Source organism: Pseudomonas sp. B21-012 (assembly GCF_024749305.1).
In the GTDB taxonomy this organism is placed as follows: domain Bacteria; phylum Pseudomonadota; class Gammaproteobacteria; order Pseudomonadales; family Pseudomonadaceae; genus Aquipseudomonas.
The window spans coordinates 4,779,585-4,803,103 of the sequence record NZ_CP087197.1 but is presented as its reverse complement, the minus strand read 5'-3'; the positions used below and the strand labels follow the sequence as shown (position 1 = coordinate 4,803,103).

At 63.4% G+C, this 23,519-nt stretch carries 19 protein-coding genes and 2 pseudogenes; 12 read left to right on the top strand and 9 right to left on the bottom strand.

Features of this window, described 5'->3' with window-relative positions; all coding sequences use genetic code 11:
* Positions 1-100 precede the first annotated feature (100 nt).
* Positions 101-697: pseudogene (locus LOY37_RS27670) on the bottom strand (methyl-accepting chemotaxis protein); the annotation flags it as partial.
* A 261-nt stretch (positions 698-958) separates the two neighbouring features.
* Positions 959-1,837 (bottom strand): annotated as a pseudogene (locus tag LOY37_RS27665) (cache domain-containing protein); the annotation flags it as partial.
* A gap of 313 nt (positions 1,838-2,150) precedes the next feature.
* Here LOY37_RS27665 and LOY37_RS21865 point away from each other — a divergent pair.
* Positions 2,151-3,629: a DUF853 domain-containing protein gene (locus LOY37_RS21865; protein WP_258715713.1), complete on the top strand. Its 1,479-nt coding sequence runs from the start codon at positions 2,151-2,153 to the stop codon at positions 3,627-3,629.
* Between the two features lie 55 nt (positions 3,630-3,684).
* Here the strand turns inward: LOY37_RS21865 and LOY37_RS21860 are convergent, their stop codons facing one another.
* Together LOY37_RS21860 and LOY37_RS21855 are read right to left on the bottom strand one after the other, a co-directional pair.
* Complete coding sequence (locus tag LOY37_RS21860; RefSeq protein ID WP_045197461.1) at positions 3,685-5,157, bottom strand: inorganic phosphate transporter; 1,473 nt, start codon at positions 5,155-5,157, stop codon at positions 3,685-3,687.
* Positions 5,158-5,498: 341 nt separating this feature from the next.
* Positions 5,499-5,699: a hypothetical protein gene (locus LOY37_RS21855; protein ID WP_010220873.1), complete on the bottom strand. Its 201-nt coding sequence runs from the start codon at positions 5,697-5,699 to the stop codon at positions 5,499-5,501.
* Positions 5,700-6,306: 607 nt separating this feature from the next.
* Here LOY37_RS21855 and pcaR point away from each other — a divergent pair.
* The 9 genes from pcaR to pcaC all read left to right on the top strand — a co-directional run bounded on the left by pcaR (position 6,307) and on the right by pcaC (position 15,806).
* A complete protein-coding gene (gene pcaR, locus LOY37_RS21850) occupies positions 6,307-7,182 on the top strand; it encodes a pca regulon transcriptional regulator PcaR (protein ID WP_176794222.1) in 876 nt (291 codons plus the stop codon).
* A 277-nt stretch (positions 7,183-7,459) separates the two neighbouring features.
* Positions 7,460-8,806, top strand: coding sequence for an MFS transporter (locus LOY37_RS21845; protein ID WP_093379926.1), 1,347 nt, complete (start codon positions 7,460-7,462; stop codon positions 8,804-8,806).
* A gap of 167 nt (positions 8,807-8,973) precedes the next feature.
* The gene (locus LOY37_RS21840) at positions 8,974-9,831 is read left to right on the top strand and encodes a CoA transferase subunit A (protein WP_258607922.1); all 858 of its coding nucleotides are present in this window, start codon (positions 8,974-8,976) and stop codon (positions 9,829-9,831) included.
* Positions 9,828-10,607, top strand: coding sequence for a CoA-transferase subunit beta (locus tag LOY37_RS21835; RefSeq protein WP_213603361.1), 780 nt, complete (start codon positions 9,828-9,830; stop codon positions 10,605-10,607). Before LOY37_RS21840 ends, LOY37_RS21835 begins: the two co-directional genes overlap by 4 nt.
* Positions 10,604-11,809, top strand: a complete 1,206-nt coding sequence (pcaF, locus tag LOY37_RS21830; RefSeq protein WP_258717220.1) for a 3-oxoadipyl-CoA thiolase — start codon at positions 10,604-10,606, stop codon at positions 11,807-11,809. The genes LOY37_RS21835 and pcaF overlap by 4 nt, the downstream gene beginning before the upstream one ends.
* A gap of 119 nt (positions 11,810-11,928) precedes the next feature.
* Positions 11,929-13,218, top strand: coding sequence for an MFS family transporter (locus tag LOY37_RS21825; protein ID WP_045197475.1), 1,290 nt, complete (start codon positions 11,929-11,931; stop codon positions 13,216-13,218).
* Between the two features lie 19 nt (positions 13,219-13,237).
* On the top strand, positions 13,238-14,602 hold the full coding sequence (locus LOY37_RS21820; protein WP_258715712.1) for a 3-carboxy-cis,cis-muconate cycloisomerase: 1,365 nt from the start codon (positions 13,238-13,240) through the stop codon (positions 14,600-14,602).
* Positions 14,603-14,613: 11 nt separating this feature from the next.
* Positions 14,614-15,411, top strand: coding sequence for a 3-oxoadipate enol-lactonase (gene pcaD / locus LOY37_RS21815; RefSeq protein WP_258715711.1), 798 nt, complete (start codon positions 14,614-14,616; stop codon positions 15,409-15,411).
* Positions 15,412-15,413: 2 nt separating this feature from the next.
* Positions 15,414-15,806, top strand: a complete 393-nt coding sequence (gene pcaC / locus LOY37_RS21810) for a 4-carboxymuconolactone decarboxylase (protein ID WP_258715710.1) — start codon at positions 15,414-15,416, stop codon at positions 15,804-15,806.
* Positions 15,807-15,881: 75 nt separating this feature from the next.
* On the opposite strand, the gene LOY37_RS21805 is transcribed toward pcaC, so the two are convergent.
* Positions 15,882-16,406 (bottom strand): DUF962 domain-containing protein, encoded by a 525-nt coding sequence (locus LOY37_RS21805; protein WP_258715709.1) that lies wholly within the window; start codon positions 16,404-16,406, stop codon positions 15,882-15,884.
* A gap of 88 nt (positions 16,407-16,494) precedes the next feature.
* Here LOY37_RS21805 and LOY37_RS21800 point away from each other — a divergent pair, with 88 nt between their 5' ends.
* On the top strand, positions 16,495-17,184 hold the full coding sequence (locus LOY37_RS21800) for a Crp/Fnr family transcriptional regulator (protein WP_258715708.1): 690 nt from the start codon (positions 16,495-16,497) through the stop codon (positions 17,182-17,184).
* Here LOY37_RS21800 and LOY37_RS21795 read toward each other — a convergent pair.
* The 3 genes from LOY37_RS21795 to LOY37_RS21785 are packed head-to-tail and all read right to left on the bottom strand — an operon-like array spanning position 17,156 to position 21,183.
* A complete protein-coding gene (locus LOY37_RS21795; protein ID WP_258715707.1) occupies positions 17,156-18,757 on the bottom strand; it encodes an arylsulfatase in 1,602 nt (533 codons plus the stop codon). The genes LOY37_RS21800 and LOY37_RS21795 overlap by 29 nt on opposite strands.
* 9 nt (positions 18,758-18,766) lie before the next feature.
* The gene (locus tag LOY37_RS21790; protein ID WP_258715706.1) at positions 18,767-19,591 is read right to left on the bottom strand and encodes an ABC transporter ATP-binding protein; all 825 of its coding nucleotides are present in this window, start codon (positions 19,589-19,591) and stop codon (positions 18,767-18,769) included.
* Entirely contained in the window at positions 19,588-21,183 is a 1,596-nt protein-coding gene (locus LOY37_RS21785; protein WP_258715705.1) for an ABC transporter permease, read from the bottom strand. Before LOY37_RS21785 ends, LOY37_RS21790 begins: the two co-directional genes overlap by 4 nt.
* A 279-nt stretch (positions 21,184-21,462) precedes the next feature.
* Between LOY37_RS21785 and LOY37_RS21780 the strand changes: the two genes are divergently transcribed.
* Positions 21,463-22,509: an ABC transporter substrate-binding protein gene (locus LOY37_RS21780; RefSeq protein WP_258715704.1), complete on the top strand. Its 1,047-nt coding sequence runs from the start codon at positions 21,463-21,465 to the stop codon at positions 22,507-22,509.
* Here LOY37_RS21780 and LOY37_RS21775 read toward each other — a convergent pair.
* Positions 22,466-23,392 (bottom strand): LysR family transcriptional regulator, encoded by a 927-nt coding sequence (locus LOY37_RS21775; RefSeq protein ID WP_093379941.1) that lies wholly within the window; start codon positions 23,390-23,392, stop codon positions 22,466-22,468. The genes LOY37_RS21780 and LOY37_RS21775 overlap by 44 nt on opposite strands.
* Positions 23,393-23,519: the final 127 nt, after the last annotated feature.

The following is a 23,519-nucleotide window of genomic DNA, read 5'->3' as shown; positions in this document are numbered from 1 at the left end:
CGGTAGCGGCTAGCTGCAAGCTACAAGCTGCAAGAAAAAGCCAAGCGCACTAGGCTCTGTTTCTTCTTGCAGCTTACAGCTTGTAGCTTGCCGCTCAAGTTCAAATACGGAAGCTGCCCACCAGTTGTTTCAGGCGGCTGGCTTGTTGCTCCAGGTCGGCGCAGGCGCGCAGGGTCGACTGCAGGTTCTCGACCCCTTCCTGGTTGAGCATGTTGATTTCGTTGATGTCCATGTTGATCGAATCGACCACGGCGGTTTGTTCTTCGGTGGCGGTGGCCACCGACTGGTTCATGCCGTCGATCTCGCCGATGCGCAGGGTTACGCTGCCCAGGCGCTCACCGGCCTGGTTGGCGATCTCGACGCTGTCCTGGCTGTGGCGCTGGCTTTGGCCCATGGTGTCGACCGATTCACGGGCGCCGACCTGCAGCTCTTCGATCATGTTCTGCACTTGCTGCGCCGACTCCTGGGTGCGGTGCGCCAGGTTGCGTACTTCATCGGCGACCACGGCAAAACCGCGACCGGCTTCCCCTGCGCGTGCCGCCTCGATGGCGGCGTTGAGCGCCAGCAGGTTGGTCTGCTGCGAGATGCTGGTGATCACTTCGAGGATCTGGCCGATGTTCACCGTCTTGCTGTTGAGCGTCTCGATGTGTGCGCTGGAAGTGCAGATCAGGTCCGACAGACGGTTCATCGCCTGGATGCTGCGATCGACCACCTGCTGGCCTTCTTCAGCCAGATGCCGTGCCGAGCTTGCCTGTTGCGAGGCTTGCGCGGCGTTGTGGGCGATTTCCTGGGCGGCGGCGCCCAACTGGTTGATCGCCGCGGCAACGCTGTTGGTGCGGTTGGACTGCTCGTCGGAGTTGACCATCGACGAGTTGGAGGCGCTGACTACCCGCAGGGCCACTTCGTTGACCTGCTCGGTGGCCGAGGACACTTCGCGGATCGAGCCGTGGATGCGCTCGACGAAGCGGTTGAAGGCGGTGCCGAGGATGCCGAATTCGTCGTGGTTATGGATCGCCAGACGCTTGGTCAGGTCGCCCTCACCTTCGGCGATGTCCTCCATGGCCCGGGTCATGGTGTGCAGCGGTTGCATCAGTACGCGGATCAGCAGGCCGAGCAGGGCAATGATGATGACCACGGCGACCAGGGTGGCAATCACCGCCGAGGTGCGGAACTTGCTCAGCATCGAGTAGGCCTCGTCCTTGTCTACCGACAGGCCGATGTACCAGTTAGCCGAAGGCAGGCCCTTGACCGGGGCGAAGCTGAGGATCCGGGTCTTGCCGTCAAGTTCGACCTCGCTCGGTTCCTTGCTGATGCGCGGGGTGTTCTGTGGGAACAGGTCCGACAGCGACTTCATCACCAGGTTTTTATCCGGGTGCACGAGGATCTTGCCTTGATCGTTGATCAGGAAGGCGTAGCCCATGCCGCCGAAGTTCAGCGAGTTGATGATCTCGGTCAGGCCGTCGAGGGCCAGGTCGCCACCGACCACGCCAACGTTGCGCGCAGCGGTCGCCACCACCGAAATGACCATCTTGCCGGTGCTGACATCAATATAAGGTTCGGTCAGGATCGGCCCGTTGGCGGCCATGCCGTCTTTATACCAAGGGCGTACGCGCGGGTCGTAGCCGTCGGGCATCTTGGTCTGTGGGCGGATGGTGAAACCGCCGTTGACGTCACCCAGGTAAATGGTCAGGAAACTTGAGACCAGCGCTTGTTGGCCGAGCAGCGTGCCGACTTTGTCAGCCTCGGGAAACGCGGCAATGTTTTGTGCAACGTTTTGTACCAGCAGAATACGACCGTCAAACAGGTTCTTGATATTGGTCGAAGTGGTTTCGCCCATTTCTTCAAGATAGTTTTCCAGATCCTCGCGAATGGCATTACGCTGCAAGAAATCGTTGTACAAGGTAAACAGGGTAAAGGCGATCATGACGATCAGCGAGGCGGCCAATAGGATCTTGTGGCTGAATCGGAGGCTTTTGTTCATAACGTGTCGGTCCGCTAAGGTCTTGTTATCCGGGTCGTTCGCACAAAGAACAGCGTGAAAGCAGTGCAGGTCCCAATTCCTTGTCGGGCTATTCCTGTCTTCCTGGTGGTCTATCGCTATTTAATATCGGCCGTTTCAAGCCAAAGCTTTAAACAGAGGGTGAAAAAACATGCCTGACTCTTCGCAATTCGTGCTCGGCGCCGACCTCGCCGGGCAGCCGGTGGCCCAGGCCATGCGCCTGGCCAACCGTCACGGCCTGGTGGCCGGGGCGACCGGTACCGGCAAGACCGTAACCCTGCAACACATGGCCGAAGCCTTCAGCGACGCTGGCGTGGCGGTGTTTGCCGCCGACGTCAAAGGCGACCTGTGCGGCCTTGGCGCGGCGGGCAACCCCCAGGGTAAGGTGGCCGAGCGCATTGCCGGCATGCCCTGGCTTAACCACCGGCCTCAGGCTTATCCGGTCAGCTTGTGGGATATTCACGGCCAGTCTGGTCATCCGCTGCGCACCACCCTCAGCGAAATGGGCCCGTTGTTGTTGGGCAATTTGCTGGAGCTGACCGACAGCCAGCAGGCGGCGTTGTATGCCGCGTTCAAGGTCGCCGACCGCGAAGGCCTGTTGTTACTCGACATCAAGGACCTCAAAGCGCTGCTGGCGCACCTGAAGGACAACCCGCAACTGCTCGGTGAAGACAGTGCGCTGATGACCACCGGCTCCAGCCAGGCCCTGTTGCGGCGCCTGGCAACCCTCGAGCAGCAGGGCGCTGAGGCGCTGTTTGGCGAGCCGGCCTTGCAACTGGAAGATATCCTGCAGCCGGATGCCGATGGTCGCGGGCGCATTCACCTGCTCGACGCCAGCCGCCTGGTGCATGAGGCGCCGAAAGTCTATGCGACCTTCCTGTTGTGGCTGTTGGCCGAACTGTTCGAGCAATTGCCCGAGCGTGGCGATGCCGACAAACCGTTGCTGGCGCTGTTCTTTGATGAGGCCCACTTGCTGTTCAATGGCACCCCCAAGGCCCTGCAGGACCGGCTGGAGCAGGTGGTGCGGCTGATCCGTTCCAAGGGCGTAGGTGTGTACTTCGTCACCCAGTCGCCGGGCGATCTGCCGGATGATGTCCTCGCGCAGTTGGGCCTGCGCGTCCAGCACGGCCTGCGGGCATTCACCGCCAAGGAGCAGAAATCCCTCAAGGCCGTGGCCGATGGTTTCCGCCCCAACCCGCAATTCGACACCTTGAGCGTGCTAACCGAGCTGGGCATCGGTGAGGCGCTGGTCGGTACCCTGCAGGAAAAGGGCACGCCGGGTATGGTCCAGCGTGTACTGATTGCCCCGCCGCAGTCGCGCATCGGGCCGCTGAGCGCCGCCGAACGGGCGGCGCTGATTGCCGCTTCGCCCTTGGTCGGGCGTTATGACAAACCGATCGACCGTGAATCGGCCTATGAAATGCTCAATGCCCGTAAAGGCGGCGCCGCTGAGCCTGAGCAGGCGCCGGCTGCGGCTGAAGAGAGCTTGGCCGACAAAGCCGGCGAGTTCCTGCAAAGCGCAGCGGGGCAGGCGATCAAGTCGGCGGTACGCCAGGCGGCCAACCAGTTCGGGCGCCAGTTGGTACGGGGCCTGATGGGTTCGTTGCTCGGCGCCAGCAAGCGCCGCTGATTGCATCAGGCATAAAAAAGGCGCCCCTCGGGGCGCCTTTTTACTGCGGGGTGTTTTAGCCGATGGCTTTGGTCGCCAGCCAGAACAAAGCTGCCGACAAGCCCACGGTAGCCGGAAGGGTCAGTACCCAGGCCAGCAGGATGGTGCGCACGGTGCCACCTTGCAGGCCGCTCTTGTTCGCCACCATGGTACCGGCCACACCCGAGGACAGTACGTGGGTGGTCGAGACCGGCAGGCTGAAGATGTTGGCCATGCCGATGGCGCAAGCTGCGGTGATCTGTGCCGACATACCCTGGGCATAGGTCATGCCCTGCTTGCCGATCTTCTCGCCGATGGTCAGCACTACGCGTTTCCAGCCGACCATGGTACCCAGGCCCAGGGCCAGGGCGACCGCGAGAATCACCCAGAACGGTGCGTACTCGGTGGTGGCGGTGAGGTCCTTGCGCAGTTTGTCCAGGTCCGCCTTCTCGCGTGCCTGCAGGCCTGGCAGCTTGCCGACCTTCTTGGCGGTGTCGTCCAGGCAGAGCAGGTAACGACGTACTTCAATGCGTTTTTCCGGCGTCAGCGAACGGTAGTCGGCCACACCTTTGAGCGAATCGAGCAAGGCATTGATGGTCGGCTCGGTCTGCTGCGGGTTGCAACTGAACTGTTCTGGCAGGTCGCCTTCTTTGGCTTTGCCCAGGGCCAGGAATTCGCCCAGGGTCGCTTCGTTGCGCTGGTAGAACTGGTTCAGGTGCAGCGTGGCGTCGCGGGTCCGCTCGATCTGGTAGGTGGTGCTGTTGAGGTCGAGAACGAACGCCGATGGAACGATACCGATCAATACCAGCATGATCAGGCCGATACCTTTCTGACCGTCGTTGGAACCGTGCACGAAGCTCACACCCATCGCCGAAATTACCAGCACCAGGCGGTTCCAGAATGGCGGGTGCTTCTTGTCGTCGAGCTTGCGGCGCTGTTCCGGCGTCTTGTGCATCTTCGACAGTGGTCGCCACCATTTCAGGCCCAGCAGCACCAGCGCGGCGACAGCGAAACCGGCCATCGGCGACAGTACCAGCGACATGCCGATATCGATTGCCTTCTGCCAGTTGACCCCGTCACCCAGCGGAATGTCGCTGATCAGGGCGTTGGCCAGGCCCACGCCGAGGATCGAGCCGATCAACGTGTGCGAGCTGGACGCCGGGATCCCGAAGTACCAGGTACCCAGGTTCCAGGTGATGGCGGCAGCCAATAGAGAGAAGACCATCGCCAGGCCGTGGCCGGTGTTCACGTTGATCAGCAGTTCGACCGGCAGCAGGTGAACGATGGCATACGCCACGCCGACACCGCCGAGCAGAACCCCGAGGAAGTTGAACACGCCGGAGAAGAACACGGCCAGGTGCGGCGGCATGGCTTTGGTATAGATGACTGTAGCTACCGCGTTAGCGGTGTCATGAAAGCCATTGATGAACTCGAAGGCGAGTACGAAGGTCAGAGCGAGCAGCAAGCTCACCAGTACCCAGGCATCAAGTCCGCTGAATAAATCGATCATGAAGGAATTCTGACCCGGTCATAAGGGGGCGCGATTATGCCAGAAATCCCCGGTAATCGATGCCCCTGCGACGGACCGCTCGACGACTTTTCTACCCCATTGCCCAAGCCGCTGAGTCGGCGATGCTTCGGTGATCGTCGGCTAAAATCGAAAAAAATCGAGAAAAATTAAACATTTGCATGATTTCATGCGTGTCAGAAAAAAATCAAACGGCCGTATGAAATTTGTGAAATTCCGTTACCGCATGCGTATGACGGCGCAAAAATCAGCTGCATCGTGCTCAGCTAAAAGCATCCCCGCACGCCGTGGCGCGGCGTGTTGCGATCGCCATCAGGCGTGGCTCAGGGCGCCTGGTCCTTGAGTTCTTTCTCGATTTTTTCCAGTTCCTGGGCGAAGGCCTGGTCTAGCACGCTTGCACGTTTGCGCCATGGCTTGCGTTCCGGGTCGGGTTGCGCGGCATAAGTGGTGACTTCACCGCCATAGACGTCCTTGTAACGTTGTTCCTGGCGCTCTAGTTCGGCGCGCAGTTCATCTTTGGTCACAGTATTACCTGTATGGATATAAACCCTGGCGTTTACGCGGGCAATTGAGTGCGCGGGGCACAACATGCACACGGCTACGCGGCCAGAGCGGCATAACTGTCGCAGCAACAGTAGGTTGTGGTGGTGCAAGCGAAAGTGAACATCGAGGTGTTCACGTTAATGGCACTTGCAGCGATCCGGTTGTGTCTGCCTGGGGGCAGCAGCGGATTGGATCCGCACTATCCCCGCCCAAGGGCGTGGATACGAAGTTTTATTATAGCAAGCAGATTGTCTGACACTAGTACTCTCTATTGTTGATAAGAACAATAGAGCGGCGGTTTTGTTACCAAGTTATGAATGCGCTCAGTCCGCCGAGTATGAAATTTGAACCGGGCGCCGAGAAAAAGTTCTCTGGCCACCGACCCCGTCTTTTACGGAGGAAGGAAAAACGGCCTCGCTTCGTGGGCAAGGCCGTGCCTGGGACTTCTACGGTGGGTACCTGACCAGTCTCTCCAAGAAGCCACATGGTGGCGCGAGAAAGGTATAAGCAATTGAGGGTAGCGGTCAATTGCGATTATCGGTCGATGGTTCGATAATCGCCCCAGTGACCGTGTTGCCGAGGCTAGCCATGACAGAAGAAACCACGCCCAAAGGGCCAGGATTGAACGACAACGTGCGTAGCTCGTTTGCTTCCCTGGCGCCGCCTATCGTTGCCTCGCCGGCCAAGCGTATCCAGGCCTTTACCGGTGACCCCGATTTCATGACCTCGCTGGCCCGGGGCCTGGCGGTAGTTCAGGCGTTTCAGGAGCGCAAGCGCCACCTGACCATCGCCCAGATCAGCCACCGCACGGAAATCCCCCGCGCCGCGGTACGCCGCTGCCTGCATACGCTGATCAAGCTCGGCTACGCCACCACCGACGGGCGCACCTATTCGCTGCTGCCCAAGGTGCTGACCCTGGGTCACGCCTACTTGTCGTCGACGCCGCTGGCGGTATCAGCGCAGCCTTATCTGGACCGCATGAGCGACCAGTTGCACGAGGCTTGCAACATGGCCACCCTGGAGGGCGACGACATTCTCTACATCGCCCGCTCGGCCACGGTGCAGCGCCTGATTTCGGTCGACCTGTCGGTTGGCGGGCGCCTGCCGGCTTATTGCACCTCCATGGGCCGCATCTTGTTGGCGGCGCTGGACGACGCAACCCTGCACGAGTACCTCGAGCACGCCGACCTGCAGGCCAAGACCAGCCGCACCCTCCATGACCCGGTGGCCTTGCTCGAGTGCCTGCAGCTGGTTCGCCAGCAGGGCTGGTGCGTGGTCGACCAGGAGCTGGAGCAGGGCTTGCGCTCGATTGCCGTTCCGGTTTACGACGCCTCCGGCCAGGTGCTGGCGGCGCTCAACGTCAGTACCCATGCCGGACGGGTCAGCCGCACCGAGCTTGAACAGCGCTTCCTGCCGATCATGCTTGCCGCCAGTCGTGACCTCAGCGCGCAATTGTTCGCCTGAACGTTCCTGTTCGATAAACGCACAGAGATGCGTTTATCGAATTGCGCCGCGCCCGCCTGCTTATTAATGTCCCTCGCAGCGGTCAGCCTGCCCTGACCGCCCATAATAATGAGCGAGAGGCAAACGCCCCATGACCGACTTCCTGTCCCTGCACGGTTTGCACCTGTCCTACGCGGGACTGCGCGGCAGCTGATCCAGTTTCTCGATCCCGTACCTGTTCGTCCGTGCCGTTCACGCGCGCACCCGCACACGCGCGCGCTTCTTCTGGATAAAAATAATGAATAGTCCTCAAGCTGCTGTCGGAAACTGCCTTGATGTGCAGTCCTTTATCAATAGCCAACCGCTGTCGCGCTACCAATGGCGGGTGGTGATCCTGTGCTTTCTGATCGTCTTCCTCGACGGCCTCGATACGGCGGCCATGGGCTTTATCGCCCCGGCCCTGTCCCAGGACTGGGGCATTGACCGGGCCAGCCTCGGCCCGGTGATGAGCGCTGCGTTGATCGGCATGGTCTTCGGTGCGCTGGGGTCCGGGCCGCTGGCTGACCGTTTCGGGCGCAAGGTGGTGCTGGTAGGGGCGGTGCTGCTGTTCGGTGCTTTCAGCCTGGCGTCGGCCTACAGCACCAACGTCGACCAGTTGCTGGTGCTGCGTTTTCTCACCGGGCTGGGCCTGGGCGCGGGCATGCCCAATGCCACGACGCTGCTGTCCGAATACACCCCGGAGCGGCACAAGTCGCTGCTGGTGACCAGCATGTTCTGCGGCTTCAACCTGGGCATGGCCGGGGGTGGCTTCATTTCTGCCAAGCTGATCCCGGCGTTCGGCTGGCACAGCCTGCTGCTGATCGGCGGGGTTCTGCCACTGGTGCTGGCGGTGGTGCTGGTGTTCTGGCTGCCGGAGTCGGCGCGTTACCTGGTAGTGCGCAACCGCGGCACCGACAAGGTACGCAAGACCCTGGCGCCGATCGAGCCGGCCATCGTCGGCCAGGCATCGAGCTTCAGCGTGCCGGAGCAAAAGACAGTCAAAGCCCGCAACGTGTTTGCGGTGATCTTCTCCGGGACTTACAGCGTCGGCACTCTGCTCTTGTGGCTGACCTATTTCATGGGCCTGGTGATCGTCTACCTGCTGACCAGCTGGCTGCCAACCCTGATGCGCGACAGTGGCGCGAGCATGGAGCAGGCCGCCTTCATCGGTGCGCTGTTCCAGTTTGGCGGGGTGCTCAGCGCCGTGGCGGTGGGCTGGGCCATGGACCGTTACAACCCGCACAAGGTTATCGGCACCTTCTACTTGCTGGCCGGGGTGTTTGCCTACGCGGTAGGGCAGAGCCTGGGCAACATCACCCTTCTCGCGACCCTGGTGCTGATTGCCGGTATGTGCGTCAACGGTGCGCAGTCGGCGATGCCGTCGCTGGCGGCCCGCTTCTACCCGACCCAGGGGCGCGCTACCGGGGTGTCGTGGATGCTCGGTATCGGCCGTTTCGGGGCGATTCTCGGGGCGTGGATGGGCGCAACCCTGTTGGGCCTGGGCTGGAATTTCGAACAGGTGCTGACCGCGCTGGTGATCCCGGCGGCACTGGCCACCACGGCGGTGATTATCAAGGGCATGGTCAGTCACGCAGATGCGACCTGACAGCCCTCGCACGTGTTGTTAGCAAGATAACAATCAGTTCGATAATCGAACAGTTAGTCGATTATCGGATTGAACAGCCCCCCAGCCCATCTTAATCTGAACCCATGACCGGCGCCGCCCGAGGCGCCTTGAAACCGACCCCGACTCAGCATATCCAGGAGTCTGCAATGGCTGAAATCCTCTCGCTCCACGACGCCGTGAAGCAGTTCGTCAACGACGGAGACAGCGTCGCCCTCGAAGGCTTCACGCACTTGATTCCGACTGCCGCCGGGCATGAAATCATTCGTCAGGGCAAGAAAGATCTGACCCTGGTACGCATGACGCCTGACCTGATCTACGACCAGCTGATCGGCGCCGGTTGCGCCCGCAAGCTGATTTTCTCCTGGGGCGGCAACCCGGGTGTCGGTTCCCTCCATCGCCTGCGCGACGCGGTTGAAAAACACTGGCCGCACGCTATCGAGATCGAAGAACACAGCCACGCCGACCTGGCCAACGCCTACGTCGCCGGCGCCTCGGGCCTGCCCTTCGCGGTGCTGCGTGCCTACGCAGGTTCCGACCTGCCGAAGGTCAACCCACTGATCAAGAGCGTCACTTGCCCGTTCACCGGTGAAGTTCTCGCCGCCGTGCCTTCGGTACGCCCGGACGTCACCGTGATTCACGCGCAAAAGGCCGACCGCAAGGGCAACGTGCTGCTCTGGGGCATTCTCGGTGTGCAGAAGGAAGCAGCCCTGGCGGCCAAGCGCTGCATCGTCACCGTCGAGGAAATTGTCGACGACCTCCAGGCGCCGATGAACGCCTGCGTGCTGCCGACCTGGGCGCTGTCTGCGGTGTGCCTGGTGCCGGGCGGCGCGCATCCGTCCTACGCCCATGGTTACTACGAGCGGGACAATCGCTTCTACCAGGCCTGGGACCCGATTGCCCGCAGCCGCGAAAGCTTCACGGCGTGGATCGACCAGTACATTCGCGGCACCGCCGACTTCACTGAATTCAAGGCAAAACTGGCCAGCGCGGAGGCTGCACAATGAGCTACTCCACCAATGAAATGATGACCGTTGCCGCGGCCCGTCGCCTGCGCAATGGCGCCGTCTGCTTCGTCGGCATCGGCCTGCCGTCCAAGGCCGCCAACCTGGCGCGCCTGACCTCGTCGCCCGATGTCGTGCTGATTTACGAGTCCGGCCCGATCGGCGCCAAGCCAAGCGTGCTGCCGCTGTCGATCGGTGACGGCGAGCTGGCGGAAACCGCCGACACCGTGGTGCCGACCGGCGAGATCTTTCGCTACTGGCTGCAGGGCGGGCGCATCGATGTGGGCTTTCTCGGCGCGGCCCAGGTCGACCGCTTCGGCAACATCAACACCACCGTGGTCGGTGACTATCACCAGCCCAAAGTTCGCCTGCCAGGTGCCGGTGGCGCGCCGGAGATCGCCGGTTCCGCCAAGCAGGTGCTGATCATCCTCAAGCAGTCGAACCGCGCCTTTGTCGACAAGCTCGACTTCATTACCTCGGTCGGCCACGGCGAAGGCGGTGATTCACGCAAGCGCCTGGGCCTGCCAGGCGAGGGGCCGGTAGGCATTATTACCGACCTGTGCATCATGGAGCCGGAAGCCGGTACTCATGAGTTCGTGGTGACTTCGATTCACCCGGGCGTGACCCGCGAGCAGATCATCGCCGCCACCGGCTGGGCCATCCGTTTTGCCGACGACGTGCAAACCACCGTCGCACCGAGCGATGTCGAGCTCAACGCCCTGCGCGACCTTGAAGCGCGCACCGCCGCCGCCCACGGCCAAGCGCCAGGAGAAGCCTGATGCGTGAGGTATTTATCTGCGATGCCATTCGCACCCCCATTGGCCGCTTTGGCGGCGCCCTGGCCAGCGTGCGCGCCGACGACCTGGCGGCAGTGCCGCTCAAGGCATTGATCGAGCGTAACCCGCAGGTACAGTGGGATCAGCTCGACGAGGTGTTCCTCGGCTGCGCCAACCAGGCCGGTGAAGACAATCGTAACGTCGCGCGCATGGCGCTGCTGCTGGCCGGCCTGCCAGACAGCGTGCCGGGGGTGACCCTCAACCGCCTCTGCGCCTCGGGCATGGACGCGGTGGGCACGGCCTTTCGCGCCATCGCCAGCGGCGAGATGGAGCTGGCGATTGCCGGCGGCGTCGAGTCGATGTCCCGGGCGCCGTTCGTCATGGGCAAGGCCGACAATGCCTATTCACGCAACATGAAGCTGGAAGACACCACCATCGGCTGGCGCTTCATCAACCCGCTGATGAAGGCCCAGTACGGCGTCGATGCCATGCCGCAGACCGCCGACAACGTTGCCGACGATTATCAGGTCTCGCGTGCCGACCAGGACGCCTTTGCCCTGCGCAGCCAGCAACGCACGGCTGCCGCCCAGGCTGCGGGCTTCTTTGCCGAAGAGATCGTGCCGGTGCGCATCACCCATAAAAAGGGCGAGACGGTCGTTGAGCACGACGAGCACCCGCGCGCCGACACCACCCTCGAAGCCCTGGCCCGCCTCAAGCCAGTCAACGGCGCGGACAAGACCGTCACCGCCGGCAATGCCTCGGGGGTCAACGACGGTGCTGCGGCGCTGATCCTGGCCTCGGCAGACGCAGTGAAAAAGCATGGCCTGACCCCGCGGGCGCGGGTGCTTGGCATGGCCAGTGCCGGTGTGGCGCCGCGGGTAATGGGCATCGGCCCGGTGCCGGCGGTGCGCAAACTGACCGAGCGCCTGGGCTTGGCGGTGGCTGATTTTGATGTCATCGAACTCAACGAAGCCTTTGCCAGCCAGGGCCTGGCCGTGCTGCGCGAACTCGGCCTGGCCGACGATGCGCCGCAGGTCAATCCCAACGGCGGCGCCATTGCCCTTGGCCATCCGCTGGGTATGAGCGGCGCGCGCCTGGTCCTTACCGCTTTGCACCACCTGGAGAAATCCGGCGGACGCAAAGGCCTGGCGACCATGTGTGTCGGCGTCGGCCAGGGCATGGCCCTGGCCATCGAGCGGGTGTAAACCAATGACCCGGTTGCGCCGTCTCCACGCAAGGCGGCGCGGCCGGCGTGATTGTTCTGTGGAACGTGAGTGTTACTGAGTGTGTCTAGACTCTCAGAACCCACCAAGAGTAAGCAGCCATGACTTCAGCCTATTACACCGGTGAGGAGCGTAGTAAACGCATCTTTGCCATTGTCGGTGCGTCCTCGGGCAACCTGGTCGAATGGTTCGACTTTTACGTCTATGCCTTCTGCGCCATCTATTTCGCCCCGGCCTTTTTCCCCTCCGACGATCCGACGGTACAGTTGCTCAACACCGCCGGGGTGTTCGCCGCCGGCTTTCTGATGCGACCGATTGGTGGCTGGCTGTTCGGCCGCGTCGCCGACCGTCATGGCCGCAAGAATTCGATGATGATCTCGGTGCTGATGATGTGCGCCGGATCGCTGGTCATCGCCTGCCTGCCCACCTATGCCTCGATCGGCGCCTGGGCGCCGGCGCTGCTGTTGCTGGCGCGGCTGTTCCAGGGCCTGTCGGTGGGCGGTGAATATGGCACTACCGCCACCTACATGAGTGAAGTGGCGCTGCGCGGCCAGCGCGGCTTCTTTGCCTCGTTCCAGTACGTGACCCTGATCGGCGGGCAGTTGCTGGCGGTGCTGGTGGTAGTGATCCTCCAGCAGTTGCTCAGTGAAGACGAACTGCGCGCCTGGGGCTGGCGCATCCCGTTTGTGGTCGGTGCCATTGCTGCGCTGATCTCGTTGTTTCTGCGCCGCTCGCTGGAAGAAACCAGCAGCGCCGAAACCCGCAACGACAAGGACGCCGGCAGCATCGCCGGGCTGTTTCGCAACCACAAGGCGGCGTTCATCACCGTGCTTGGCTACACCGCCGGCGGCTCGCTGATCTTCTACACCTTCACCACTTACATGCAGAAGTACCTGGTCAACACCGCCGGCATGAGCGCCAAGACCGCAAGCTTCATCATGACCGGCGCATTGTTTTTGTACATGTGCATGCAGCCGTTGTTCGGCATGCTCTCGGACCGTATCGGCCGGCGTAATTCGATGCTGCTGTTCGGCGCGTTGGGCACGCTGTTCACCGTGCCGATCCTGCTGGCGCTGAAAACCGTCACCAGCCCGTTCCTGGCCTTCGTGCTGATTACCCTGGCGCTGTGCATCGTCAGCTTCTACACCTCGATCAGCGGTCTGGTCAAAGCCGAAATGTTCCCGCCGCAGGTACGCGCCCTGGGCGTCGGCCTGGCGTATGCGGTGGCCAACGCGCTGTTTGGCGGCTCGGCCGAGTACGTCGCCTTGGGGCTGAAATCCATGGGCATGGAAAACACCTTTTACTGGTACGTTACGGCGATGATGGCGATTGCCTTCCTGTTCAGCCTGCGCTTGCCGAAGCAGGCTGCGTACCTGCACCACGACCATTGACCTGTTCAAGGACCTGCCAATGAACCCGCGTCCGGGCAATCAGCTGTTCGATGCCTATTTCACCGCGCAGGGGATGCGCGAGATTTTCTCTGACCGTGGCCGGGTGCAGGGCATGCTTGATTTCGAAGCGGCCCTGGCCCGTGCCGAAGCGGCCACCGGGGTAATCCCCCAGGTGGCGGTGGCGGCGATCGAAACCGCCTGTCATGCCGAACGCTATGACTTTGCCGCGCTGGCCGAGGCGATTGCCGTGGCCGGCAACTCGGCGATCCCGCTGGTCAAGGCGCTGGGCAAGGTGATTGCCAGTGGCGTACCGGAGGCCGAGCGTTATGTGCACCTGGGCGCCACCAGCCAGGATGCCATGGACACCGGCCTGGTGTTGCAACTGCGGGCGGCGCTGGCCTTGATCGAGGCCGACCTGGCGCAACTGACCAACGCCCTGGCGCGCCAGGCCGAGATTCACGCCGAGACGTCCCTGGCCGGGCGCACCTGGCTACAACATGCTACGCCGGTCACCTTGGGCATGAAGATTGCCAGCTGGCTGGGCGCTTTGAATCGCCATCGCCAGCGCCTGCAGGAACTCAAGCCGCGCCTGCTGACCCTGCAGTTTGGCGGCGCCTCCGGGACCCTGGCGGCGTTGGGCGACAAGGCCTTGCCGGTGGCCGAAGCCTTGGCCGCAGATTTGCAGCTGACGCTGCCTGAACAACCCTGGCACACCCAGCGCGACCGTCTGGTGGAGTTCGCGGCGGTGCTCGGCATGATTGCCGGCAGCCTTGGCAAGCTCGGCCGTGACGTCAGCCTGCTGATGCAGACTGAAGCGGCTGAGGTGTTCGAGCCTTCGGCGCCGGGCAAGGGCGGTTCCTCGACCATGCCGCACAAGCGCAACCCGGTCGGCGCTGCGGTGCTGATCGGCGCCGCCACCCGGGTCCCGGGCCTGCTGGCCACGCTGTATGCCGCCATGCCCCAGGAGCACGAGCGCAGCCTCGGCCTGTGGCATGCCGAATGGGAAACCCTGCCGGAGATCTGCTGCCTGGTCTCCGGGGCGTTGCGCCAGGCGCAGATCATCGCCGATGGCCTGGAAGTGGACGCCGAGCGCATGCGCCGCAACCTCGACCTGACCCAGGGCCTGGTGCTGGCGGAAGCGGTGAGTATCGTCCTGGCCCAGCGCCTGGGCCGTGACCATGCCCATCATTTGCTGGAAACCTGCTGCAAGCGGGCCGTGGCCGAGCAGCGCCATCTGCGCGCCGTGCTGGGCGACGAGCCGCAGGTCAGTGCCGAACTTTCGCCAGACGAGCTCGATCGTCTGCTCGACCCAGCCCACTACCTCGGCCAGGCTCGTGCCTGGGTCGAGCGGGCGCTGGCTGAACATCACCGCGTCAATGCCTGAAGGAGGCTGCAGTGGCACAGGTACAACTCGCCGATGGCGTACTCAACTATCAACTCGAAGGCCCGGAACACCTGCCGGTGCTGGTGCTGTCCAACTCCCTGGGTACCGACCTGCACATGTGGGACACCCAGGTCCCGGCTTTGACCGCGCATTTTCGCGTGCTGCGTTATGACACCCGCGGCCATGGCGGTTCGCTGGTAACCCCGGGGCCGTACAGCATCGAACAACTGGGGCAGGATGTAGTGGCGTTGCTCGATGCCTTGCACATCGAACAGGCGCATTTCTGCGGTCTGTCGATGGGCGGGCTGATCGGCCAGTGGCTGGGGATCAACGCCGGTCACCGGCTCCTGCGCCTGATCGTGTGCAACACCGCGGCCAAGATCGGCGCGCCGGACACCTGGAACCCACGCATCGAGCTGGTATTGCGTGATCGCCAAGACGCGATGGTCGGCTTGCGTGATGCCTCGATCGAGCGCTGGTTCACCAAAACCTATGCCGAGGGCAATCCCGACCAGGCCAAGCGGATTACCGACATGCTCGCCGCCACCTCGCCTGAAGGCTATGCGGCCAACTGCGGGGCGGTGCGCGATGCTGATTTTCGTGAGCAACTGGGCCAGATCACGGTGCCGCTGCTGGTGATCTCCGGCAGCCACGACGCGGTGACGCCGCCGGCCGGTGGGCGTTTCATCCAGGAGAACGTGGCGGACGCGCAGTACGCCGAATTCCACGCAGCGCACCTTTCCAACGTCGAAGTCGGTGCGCCGTTCAGCCGCCGGGTAATTGATTTTCTGCTGGGCCGAGAGGGCTGACCATGGACGAGAAACAACGTTATGACGCCGGCATGCAAGTGCGCCGCGCGGTGCTCGGCGATGGCCATGTCGACCGTAGCCTGAGCAACCTGAGCGAGTTCAACAGCGAGTTCCAGGAAATGATCACCCGCCACGCCTGGGGTGACATCTGGACCCGCCCGGGCCTGCCCCGGCATACCCGCAGCCTGATCACCATCGCCATGCTGATTGGCATGAACCGCAACGAGGAGCTGAAGTTGCACCTGCGCGCGGCGGCCAACAATGGCGTGACCCGTGAGGAGATCAAGGAAGTGCTGATGCAGAGCGCGATCTACTGCGGCATTCCGGCGGCCAATGCCACCTTCCACCTGGCCGAGTCGGTGTGGGATGAGTTGGGGGTTGAGTCCAGGGGCTGACCCTCAGGGCCTCATCGCGGGGCAAGCCCGCTCCCACAGGTTTGGTGTAAGCGCAGGGCTGCAAAGCAGCCCCGCTCAGACCGCTGCCTTCTTCTGCCGAACCGCCACCGGCCCGACATTCTCCTCGATGGCCTTCTTCAACTCCGGGCGCAACCCCAGCAAGAACCCCAGCTCCACCACCACGAACAACGGCCCGATGATCAAGCCCATCAGATCATCGACAAACGCCGGCTTGCGCCCTTCATAGTGGTGGCCGACAAACTGGATCACCCAGCCGATCACGAACAACGCCAGCCCGGCACTCAGCCAGACCAGGGTGCTTTGCACCGCCAGCGCCTGCCCGGCCCACAGGCACAAGCCCAGCAACAACGCCATCAGCAGGCCCAGGCGTTGGTCCATGCGCAGGTAGAACCAGCCGGTAACCAGCGCCACCAGCAGTGCTGGCGACAGCCAGACGCCAGCTAGTTCGGTGCCCGGGCGTGACAGCAAAACCGTTACCGCCAGCACGATCAGCGGTATGCCGATGAAGTGGGTGGCGATGTTGCGTGGGTCGCGGTGGTAGGCGGCGTATTGACTCAGGTGTTCGACCAGGTTTTTCATTGTTGTTCCTCCTGTAGGTGACGTGAGCATGTCCTACAGATATCCACCTGTCTGTCGGCTAGCCGACAGAGTTCAGCTTCGAGGCGCTATGCGCGAAACCCTGCTGCAAGGTCACTGGTTCCAGGCATTGCCTCCCAGCTTTCAGGATAGCCTGCTGGCACTGGCCCGGCCGCGTCAGCTGGCGGCCGGGCAATACCTGTTCCAGCGCGGCGATGCGCCGTGCGGGCTGTATGCGGTGCTCGACGGGGCGATGCGCGTGGGCGCGGTGGCCACCGATGGCAAGGAGGCGCTGCTGACCCTGATCGAAGCGCCGCACTGGTTCGGCGAGATCAGCCTGTTCGACGGCCAGCCGCGCACCCACGACGCCCAGGCCGAAGGACTGACCCAGTTGCTGTGGATCCCCCAGGCGCCGCTGTTGAAGTTGCTCGATCAACAGCCCCGGCACTGGCGCGACGTGGCCTTGTTGATGAGCCATAAACTGCGCGTGGTGTTTGTTGCGCTGGAGCAGCAGAGCCTGCTGGCCGCCGCACCGAGGGTGGCCCACAGGCTGTTGCAGATCGCCGCCGGCTATGGCGAGTTGCTTGGCAGCCGGCGCGTGCTGCAACTGTCCCAGGAGCAACTGGCGCTGATGCTCTCGCTGTCGCGCCAGACCACCAACCAGATCCTCAAGTCGCTGCAGCAGGAAGGCGCCTTGCGCCTGGGCTATGGCGAGATCGAGATCCTCGACCCGGCACGCCTGCAGGCCCTGGCTATTCCGGCTGGAACGGCGACTGGCTGAGGATCACTCCGGTCTCCTCGACATACTTCTGCCATTCGCCCAGCAGCGCCTGCAGCTTCGCCGGTTGTACTGCGGCCAGGTCGTTGATTTCGCCCGGGTCGCTGGCCAGGTCGTACAACTGCCAGGTGGCCGGGCCGACCGGGCCGGGAATGTACAGCGCTTTCCAATGGCCCTGGCGAATGGCCCGGCGGCCGAACAGCTCCCAGCCGGTGACGGTGTTTTCGTCGTGCACTTGCTCGGTCTCGCCCGACAGGTAACCCAGCCAGGATTTACCGCGCAGCGGCGCCACCTCACGGCCGCGCCAGCGCTTGCCGGGGTGGCGCACACCGGCAAGATCGAGCAGGGTCGGGGTGATGTCCATCACCGTGCTGAACTGCTGGCTGATCTGACCCTGGCGTGCCAATGCCGGGTAATGCACCAGCGCCGGTACGCGAATGCCGCCTTCGCTGGTAAAGGCCTTGTACAGCCGCGACGGTGCGGTGGCCGCCTGGGCCCAGTGCGGGCCATACCAGACATAGGAGTTGGCCCGGCCGATGTTGTCCAGGCTGTTGTCGTAGTGCTGGTCGAGGTAGCTGGCCAGTTGCGGGCCGAACTTGGGGAAGGCTTCGAGCAGCGCACCTTCGGCGCCGTTGTCGGACATGAACAGTACCAGGGTGTTGTCGAGCAGGCCCTGGTTGCGCAGGTAGTCGAGCACCCGGCCGATGTTCCAGTCCATGCGCTCGACCATCGCCGCGTACACCTCCATGGCCCGCGCCGAGCGCCGGCGTTGCTCGTCGCTGAGGCTGTGCCAGTGGTTGTCGACTGGGTGGGCCTGGGTGTCGGCGGCGATCAGGCCGAGCGTGCGCAGTTTTTCCAGGCGCTCCTGGCGCAGCACTTCGGGGCCGGCGTCGTAGCGGCCCTGGTAGCGCGCCACCACTTCGGCCGGCGCCTGCAACGGCCAGTGCGGCGCCGAGAACGGCAGGTAGGCGAAGAACGGCCGGCTCTGGTCGCGCTCCTTCAGGTACTGCAGCAGCTTGTCGCCGAAGGCGTCGGAAGAATAGAAATCCTTGGGCAGTTCGTCGATGAAGGTCTGGTCTTCGATGTACAACGCCGGCGTTGATTTGAGCAGGCCCGGGGTGTGTTCGTCGTAGGTCGGTTCAAAGCCATAGTGGTTGGCCGCGCCCGGCAGCAGGGCGAAGGAGCGCTCGAAGCCGCGGGCCTGGGGCGCCAGTTCGGCGGTCAGGCCCAGGTGCCATTTGCCGCTCATCAGGGTCTGGTATCCGGCATCGCGTAGCAGCTCCGGCAAGGCCACCACGCGGTCGTTGAGGTAGCCTTCGTAGCCCGGCTTGCCGATCAGCTCCGGGGTCAGCGCCTCGGCCATGGTGCCGATGCCGGCGATATGGTGATCGGTGCCGGTGAGCAGCATCGAGCGGGTGGGCGAGCAGGTCGGCGCGGTATGAAAGTCGGTCAGGCGCAGGCCGGCAGTGGCCAGCGCGTCGAGGTTCGGCGTGGCGATTTCGCCGCCGAAGGCGCCGATATCGGAGAAACCCAGGTCGTCGGCAACGATGACCAGAAAGTTGGGGCGTTGGCTCATGGTCGGTTCTCAGTAGGCAAGGTAGGTCAAGGGCAGGTCGCGGATCTGTTCCTGCGCCGGTGGCAGGTAGCGCGCGTCGGCGGTCAGTTCGTGCAGCAGGTCTTCGCGCAGGCGGTGGAAGGCCAGGCTTGCGCGTTGGCGCGGGTGCGCCAGGTCGATCTCGACGATGCGCTTGATCCGCCCCGGGCGCGGCTCCAGCACCACCACGCGGTCGGCGAGAAACAGCGCTTCCTCGACATCGTGGGTCACCAGCAGGGTGGTGATGCGCGCGCGCTCGCGAATCGCCAGTAGCTCGTCCTGCATCTGCTGGCGGGTCAGCGCGTCGAGGGCGCCGAAGGGTTCATCGAGCAGCAGGATGCGCGGGCTGGCCACCAGGCCGCGGGCAATCGCCACGCGCTGGGCCATGCCACCGGACAGCTGGTGCGGGTAGGCCTGGCTGAAGTCCTCAAGGCCCACCAGGGCGATGTACTGGTTGATGCGTTGCTGGCGCTGCTCGTTGTTCAAGGGTTCGTTGACCAGGCCCAGGGCGATGTTTTGCGAAACGGTCAGCCAGGGGAACAGCCGGTGCTCCTGAAAGACGATGCCGCGTTCGCTGCCGATGCCATCGAGCGGCTTGCCATCGATCAGGATCTGCCCCTGGTAGTCGTTGTCCAGGCCGATCAGCAGGCGCAGCAGGGTGGATTTGCCGCAGCCGCTGGCGCCGACGATGGCGACGAATTCACCGTCGGCGATCTGCAGGTTGAAGTCGCGGATGGCTTCCAGCTCGCCGCCAGCAACGGCGAAGTGTTTGCCGACCTGATTGAAACTGACCAGGGCAGGGGCGATGGCGTTCATGCTCGTCTCCAGCGCGTGGCGCGCAATTCGAGGTGTTGTCCGAGGGCGCCCAGCAGGGCGCCGGTGAGGCCGACCAGGAGCATCCCGGCCATGATGATGTCCATGCGCAGCAGTTGCTGGGCGCCGATCATCAAGCTGCCGATACCGCCGCCCGAAGGCATGAAGTATTCGGCGCCGATGGTGCCCAGCCAGGCGTAGATCAGGCTGATGCGCAGGCCGGCGAAAATCCCCGGCGCCGCGCCCGGCAGCACCAGCCGGCGCAAGCGCTGGGGCAGATCGAGGTGCAGTACGCGGGCGGCTTCCTCCAGCTGTGGCGAACGGCTGGCCACCGCCCGCTGGGTGGCAATGAACAGCGGGAAGAACGCCGCCAGGCCAACGAACACCCACTTGGCCAGTTCACCAAGGCCGAACCAGGCGGTCAGCAGCGGCACCCAGGCGAAGATTGCGATCTGCCGCAAGCCGGCCAGGCTGGGCCCGAGCAGGCGTTCGGCAGGCGTCGACAGCCCCAGCCACAGGCCCAGGGCGAAGCCCAGGCCACCGCCGAGCAGCAAGCCGCCTAAAGCCCGGCCGACGCTGATGGCCAGGGCGCCGCTGAGCGAGCCGTCGAGCAGGCCGTCCCAGGTGGTCTGCAAGACCTGCAGCGGGGCGACCAGGATCTGCGTGTCGACCCAGTCCAGCTGATTGGCCAGTTGCCACAGCACCAGCAGCGCCAACGGTAGCAGCAGGGCCTGCAGGCGCGGGCCACCTTGCAAGCGCGACACCCGCAGCTCGGCGCTGGGCGGGTGCGGCCAGTGCACCAGGCGCCGGTTGAGCCAAGCCAAGCCACGGTCCATGACAAAACCCAGCAGGCCGATGACCAGGATGCAGACGAAGACGATATCGAGCATGAACAACTGCCGGGCCCAGACCATCAGGTAGCCGATGCCTTCACTGGAGGCCAGCAGCTCTACGGCCAGCAATGAAGTCCAGCCTGTGGCCAGGGCCAGGCGCACGCCGGCGAGAAAGGCCGGCAGGGCCGCCGGAAAAATCAGCCGGCTGATCAACAGGCGCGGCGGCAGGCGCAGTACCGTCGCCGCTTCGCGCAGGCGTGGCTGGGCATCGCGCACGCCGACCAGGGTGTGCAGGGTCACCGGGACGATGATCGCCTTGACCAGCACCACCAGCTTGAGCACCTCGCCGATACCGAACAGCACCATGAACAGCGGCACCCAGGCCAGGGTCGGGATCTGCGCCAGGGCATTGAAGGTTGGCAGCACCAGGCGTTCGGCGCGACGGCTGAACCCCAGCCAGGCGCCGAGCAAGGCGCCGCTGGCAACCCCCAGCAGCAGGCCCAGGGCCAGGCGTTGCAGGCTGATCGCCAGGTGTGTCCACAGCTCGCCCTGGGCCAGTTCCAGGCCGCTCTGCCAGACCAGGCTCGGCGCTGGCAGTATCTGTTCGCTCATCCACTGGTTGCGACTGGCCAGCCACCACAGGGCGGCCAATGACAGCGGCAGATACCAGGCTTGCAGGCGGCGCAGGGGCAGGCCGCCGAACCGTCGCGTCCGGCCTGAGGGGCTTGCCAGTGGCAGGCTGGAAAGTGAAGCTCGGGCCATGGAAAACCTCCGCACATTGGCTATTTGCTTATTCTTAAATTGAATTATTCGGTGAGTTTCAATGCGTTTAGGTGATAAGAACCTGCATTTAAAGCCGCTGCCATAACCCGTAGCCAATGCATTCGAAGCATATTTTTCTTGTGTCTGATGCATGGCACGCTGCAAGGCACGTGCTGCGGTATTTATGCTTACAGGTTATTAAAATGTAATTTATTAGTATTTATTTAATGGTTTGGGTTGTCGGTAGCGTGGGCGCACCATTACCAGGAGTCGCGTGCCATGAACCTGTCGATCAACCGTGTGTTTAACCTGTTTGCCGTTCCCGCCCTGGTCGCGGTGGTCGGCTGGCTGCCGCCGCTGGCCCTGGCTGGCGAGGTCAAGGAAATCCGCATTGCCGTGCCTGACCTGAGCGCCGGCACCCAGCATTCCGGTGGCGGTGTGACCGACGTGCTGCGCGACCAGCAACTGCTGGAAAAAGCCTTCGCCGCCGATGGCATCCACATTCAATGGAACTACTTCAAGGGCGCCGGTCCGGTGATCAACGAGGCCTTTGCCAACGGCCAGGTCGACTTCGCCTACCTTGGCGACCTGGCGGCGATCATCGGCAAGGCCAATGGCCTCGACACCCGCCTGCTGGCCGCCACCGGGCGCGGCATCAAGCACTACCTGGGGGTGGCGCCGGGCAGCAACATCAAGACCCTGCAAGACCTCAAGGGCAAGCGCGTGGCGGTGTTCCGCGGCACCGCCACCCAGCTGTCGTTCGACGCCGCCCTGGCCAGCCAGGGCCTGAGCGAGAAGGACCTGAAGGTCATCAACCTGGATTTCAACGCGGCGATTGCCGCCCTGGCCGCCAGGCAGATCGACGCCACTTGGGGCTCGACCGGCATCAGCGCCCTCAAGCAACGCGGCCTGGCCGAGCTGCCGTTGAATACCCGCGACCTGGGCGGCGCCGGCAATGTCCAGGCGGTGCTGGTGGGCTCCGGGCGCTTTGTCGACGAGCATCCCGAACTGGTGGAAAAACTGCTGGCCGCCCAGCAGCAGGCCGTGCACTGGCTGACCCAGGACGACAACAAGGACGCTTATATCCAGCTGGTTTCGGGGCTGGCCAGCTACCCGCCGGCGATCCTCCAGCAAGACTTGCAGGATGAGCAACTGAGCAAGATCTTCCCCTCGACCCTGGATGCCGACTTCCTGAGCAAATTGCAGGCGTCAGTGGACCTGGCCGCCGAGCAGCGGCTGATCCGCAAAGGGTTCAAGGTCGATCAGTGGCTGGCACCGCAGGCTATCCGGCCAGCACCTGCACCTCTGGCTGCCGATCGAGGCTGACCAGGGTTTCGATCATTGCCCGGGCGGCGGGCGAGAGGCGGTATCCGCTGCGGCTGACGATGCCGCAGCGGGCGTTGAGGCTATCAAGGTTGGCCGGCAGGTTGCGCCAGTGCAGGCGCACCAGGCGGCCGTGGTCGATGTCCTCGGCAAAGGCTTCTTCGGTGCCGATGCCAATGGCATCGGTACCCAGCACGATTTTCACCAGGGTCGGCAGGTGCTCGGTTTGCACCTGTGGGGCGAAGTCGGTCTTGCCGCTGAGGTTGGCCAGCAGCTTGCGCACCCCCGGCGGGATCAGGGTGGTGGCCAGCGGGTAGTCGAACATGTCGTTGGTCGACAGGCTGTCCTTGGCCAGCAGCGGGTGCCCCGGGCGGCAGAAGAACAGGCCGCGGCGCGGGCTCAGCGCTTGGGTCTGGAAGTTCGGGTCGGCCTCGAAGTGGCGGATATCGGCGACGAAGAATTCGATCTCTTCACGGTTTAGCGCGCGGCTGAGTTTTTCCCAGTTATCCACGTCGAAGCAGGTGCGCACCTTAGGGTGGGCGGCGAGAAAGCGCGCCACCGCCTGCGGCACCAGGTGCACTGCCGGCGCCGGGCCGCAGCCAAAGCGCAGCTCGCCGGCATCGAGCTTGGTCATCTGCTGCACCTCGCTGTTGAGCTGAGCCGCGCCTTGCACCAGGCGCAGGGCGTGTTGCAGCACCACCTGGCCTTCGGGGGTGGGGCGCAAATCCTTGTTGCCGCGATCGATCAGCACGCAGCCAAACTCTTGTTCCAGGCCCTGGATACTGCGGCTGAACGCCGGCTGGGTGATGCCCATGGCATCGGCGGCGCGGACAAAACTGCGGTGTTCGGTGAGGGCGATGAAGTAACGCAGTTGGCGAAGATCCATATGCTTTCCCGGCATTCCAAAAATACGGCGAAGGTATTTGCCGCCGCGCAGGCTCAGGTTTTAAATGCAAGCTCTTATTCCGTCAATGAAGCATCTGCTTATTTGTTAGAGCTTATTTGCATATCAA

Bases quoted from the DNA above. Each gene is read 5' to 3' on its own strand.
- LOY37_RS21865 (WP_258715713.1), top strand. From the start codon at position 2,151: ATGCCTGACTCTTCGCAATTCGTGCTCGGCGCCGACCTCGCCGGGCAG.
- LOY37_RS21860 (WP_045197461.1), bottom strand. From the start codon at position 5,157: ATGATCGATTTATTCAGCGGACTTGATGCCTGGGTACTGGTGAGCTTG.
- pcaR (WP_176794222.1), top strand. From the start codon at position 6,307: ATGACAGAAGAAACCACGCCCAAAGGGCCAGGATTGAACGACAACGTG.
- LOY37_RS21845 (WP_093379926.1), top strand. From the start codon at position 7,460: ATGAATAGTCCTCAAGCTGCTGTCGGAAACTGCCTTGATGTGCAGTCC.
- LOY37_RS21840 (WP_258607922.1), top strand. From the start codon at position 8,974: ATGGCTGAAATCCTCTCGCTCCACGACGCCGTGAAGCAGTTCGTCAAC.
- LOY37_RS21835 (WP_213603361.1), top strand. From the start codon at position 9,828: ATGAGCTACTCCACCAATGAAATGATGACCGTTGCCGCGGCCCGTCGC.
- LOY37_RS21825 (WP_045197475.1), top strand. From the start codon at position 11,929: ATGACTTCAGCCTATTACACCGGTGAGGAGCGTAGTAAACGCATCTTT.
- LOY37_RS21820 (WP_258715712.1), top strand. From the start codon at position 13,238: ATGAACCCGCGTCCGGGCAATCAGCTGTTCGATGCCTATTTCACCGCG.
- pcaC (WP_258715710.1), top strand. From the start codon at position 15,414: ATGGACGAGAAACAACGTTATGACGCCGGCATGCAAGTGCGCCGCGCG.
- LOY37_RS21805 (WP_258715709.1), bottom strand. From the start codon at position 16,406: ATGAAAAACCTGGTCGAACACCTGAGTCAATACGCCGCCTACCACCGC.
- LOY37_RS21800 (WP_258715708.1), top strand. From the start codon at position 16,495: ATGCGCGAAACCCTGCTGCAAGGTCACTGGTTCCAGGCATTGCCTCCC.
- LOY37_RS21795 (WP_258715707.1), bottom strand. From the start codon at position 18,757: ATGAGCCAACGCCCCAACTTTCTGGTCATCGTTGCCGACGACCTGGGT.
- LOY37_RS21790 (WP_258715706.1), bottom strand. From the start codon at position 19,591: ATGAACGCCATCGCCCCTGCCCTGGTCAGTTTCAATCAGGTCGGCAAA.
- LOY37_RS21785 (WP_258715705.1), bottom strand. From the start codon at position 21,183: ATGGCCCGAGCTTCACTTTCCAGCCTGCCACTGGCAAGCCCCTCAGGC.
- LOY37_RS21780 (WP_258715704.1), top strand. From the start codon at position 21,463: ATGAACCTGTCGATCAACCGTGTGTTTAACCTGTTTGCCGTTCCCGCC.
- LOY37_RS21775 (WP_093379941.1), bottom strand. From the start codon at position 23,392: ATGGATCTTCGCCAACTGCGTTACTTCATCGCCCTCACCGAACACCGC.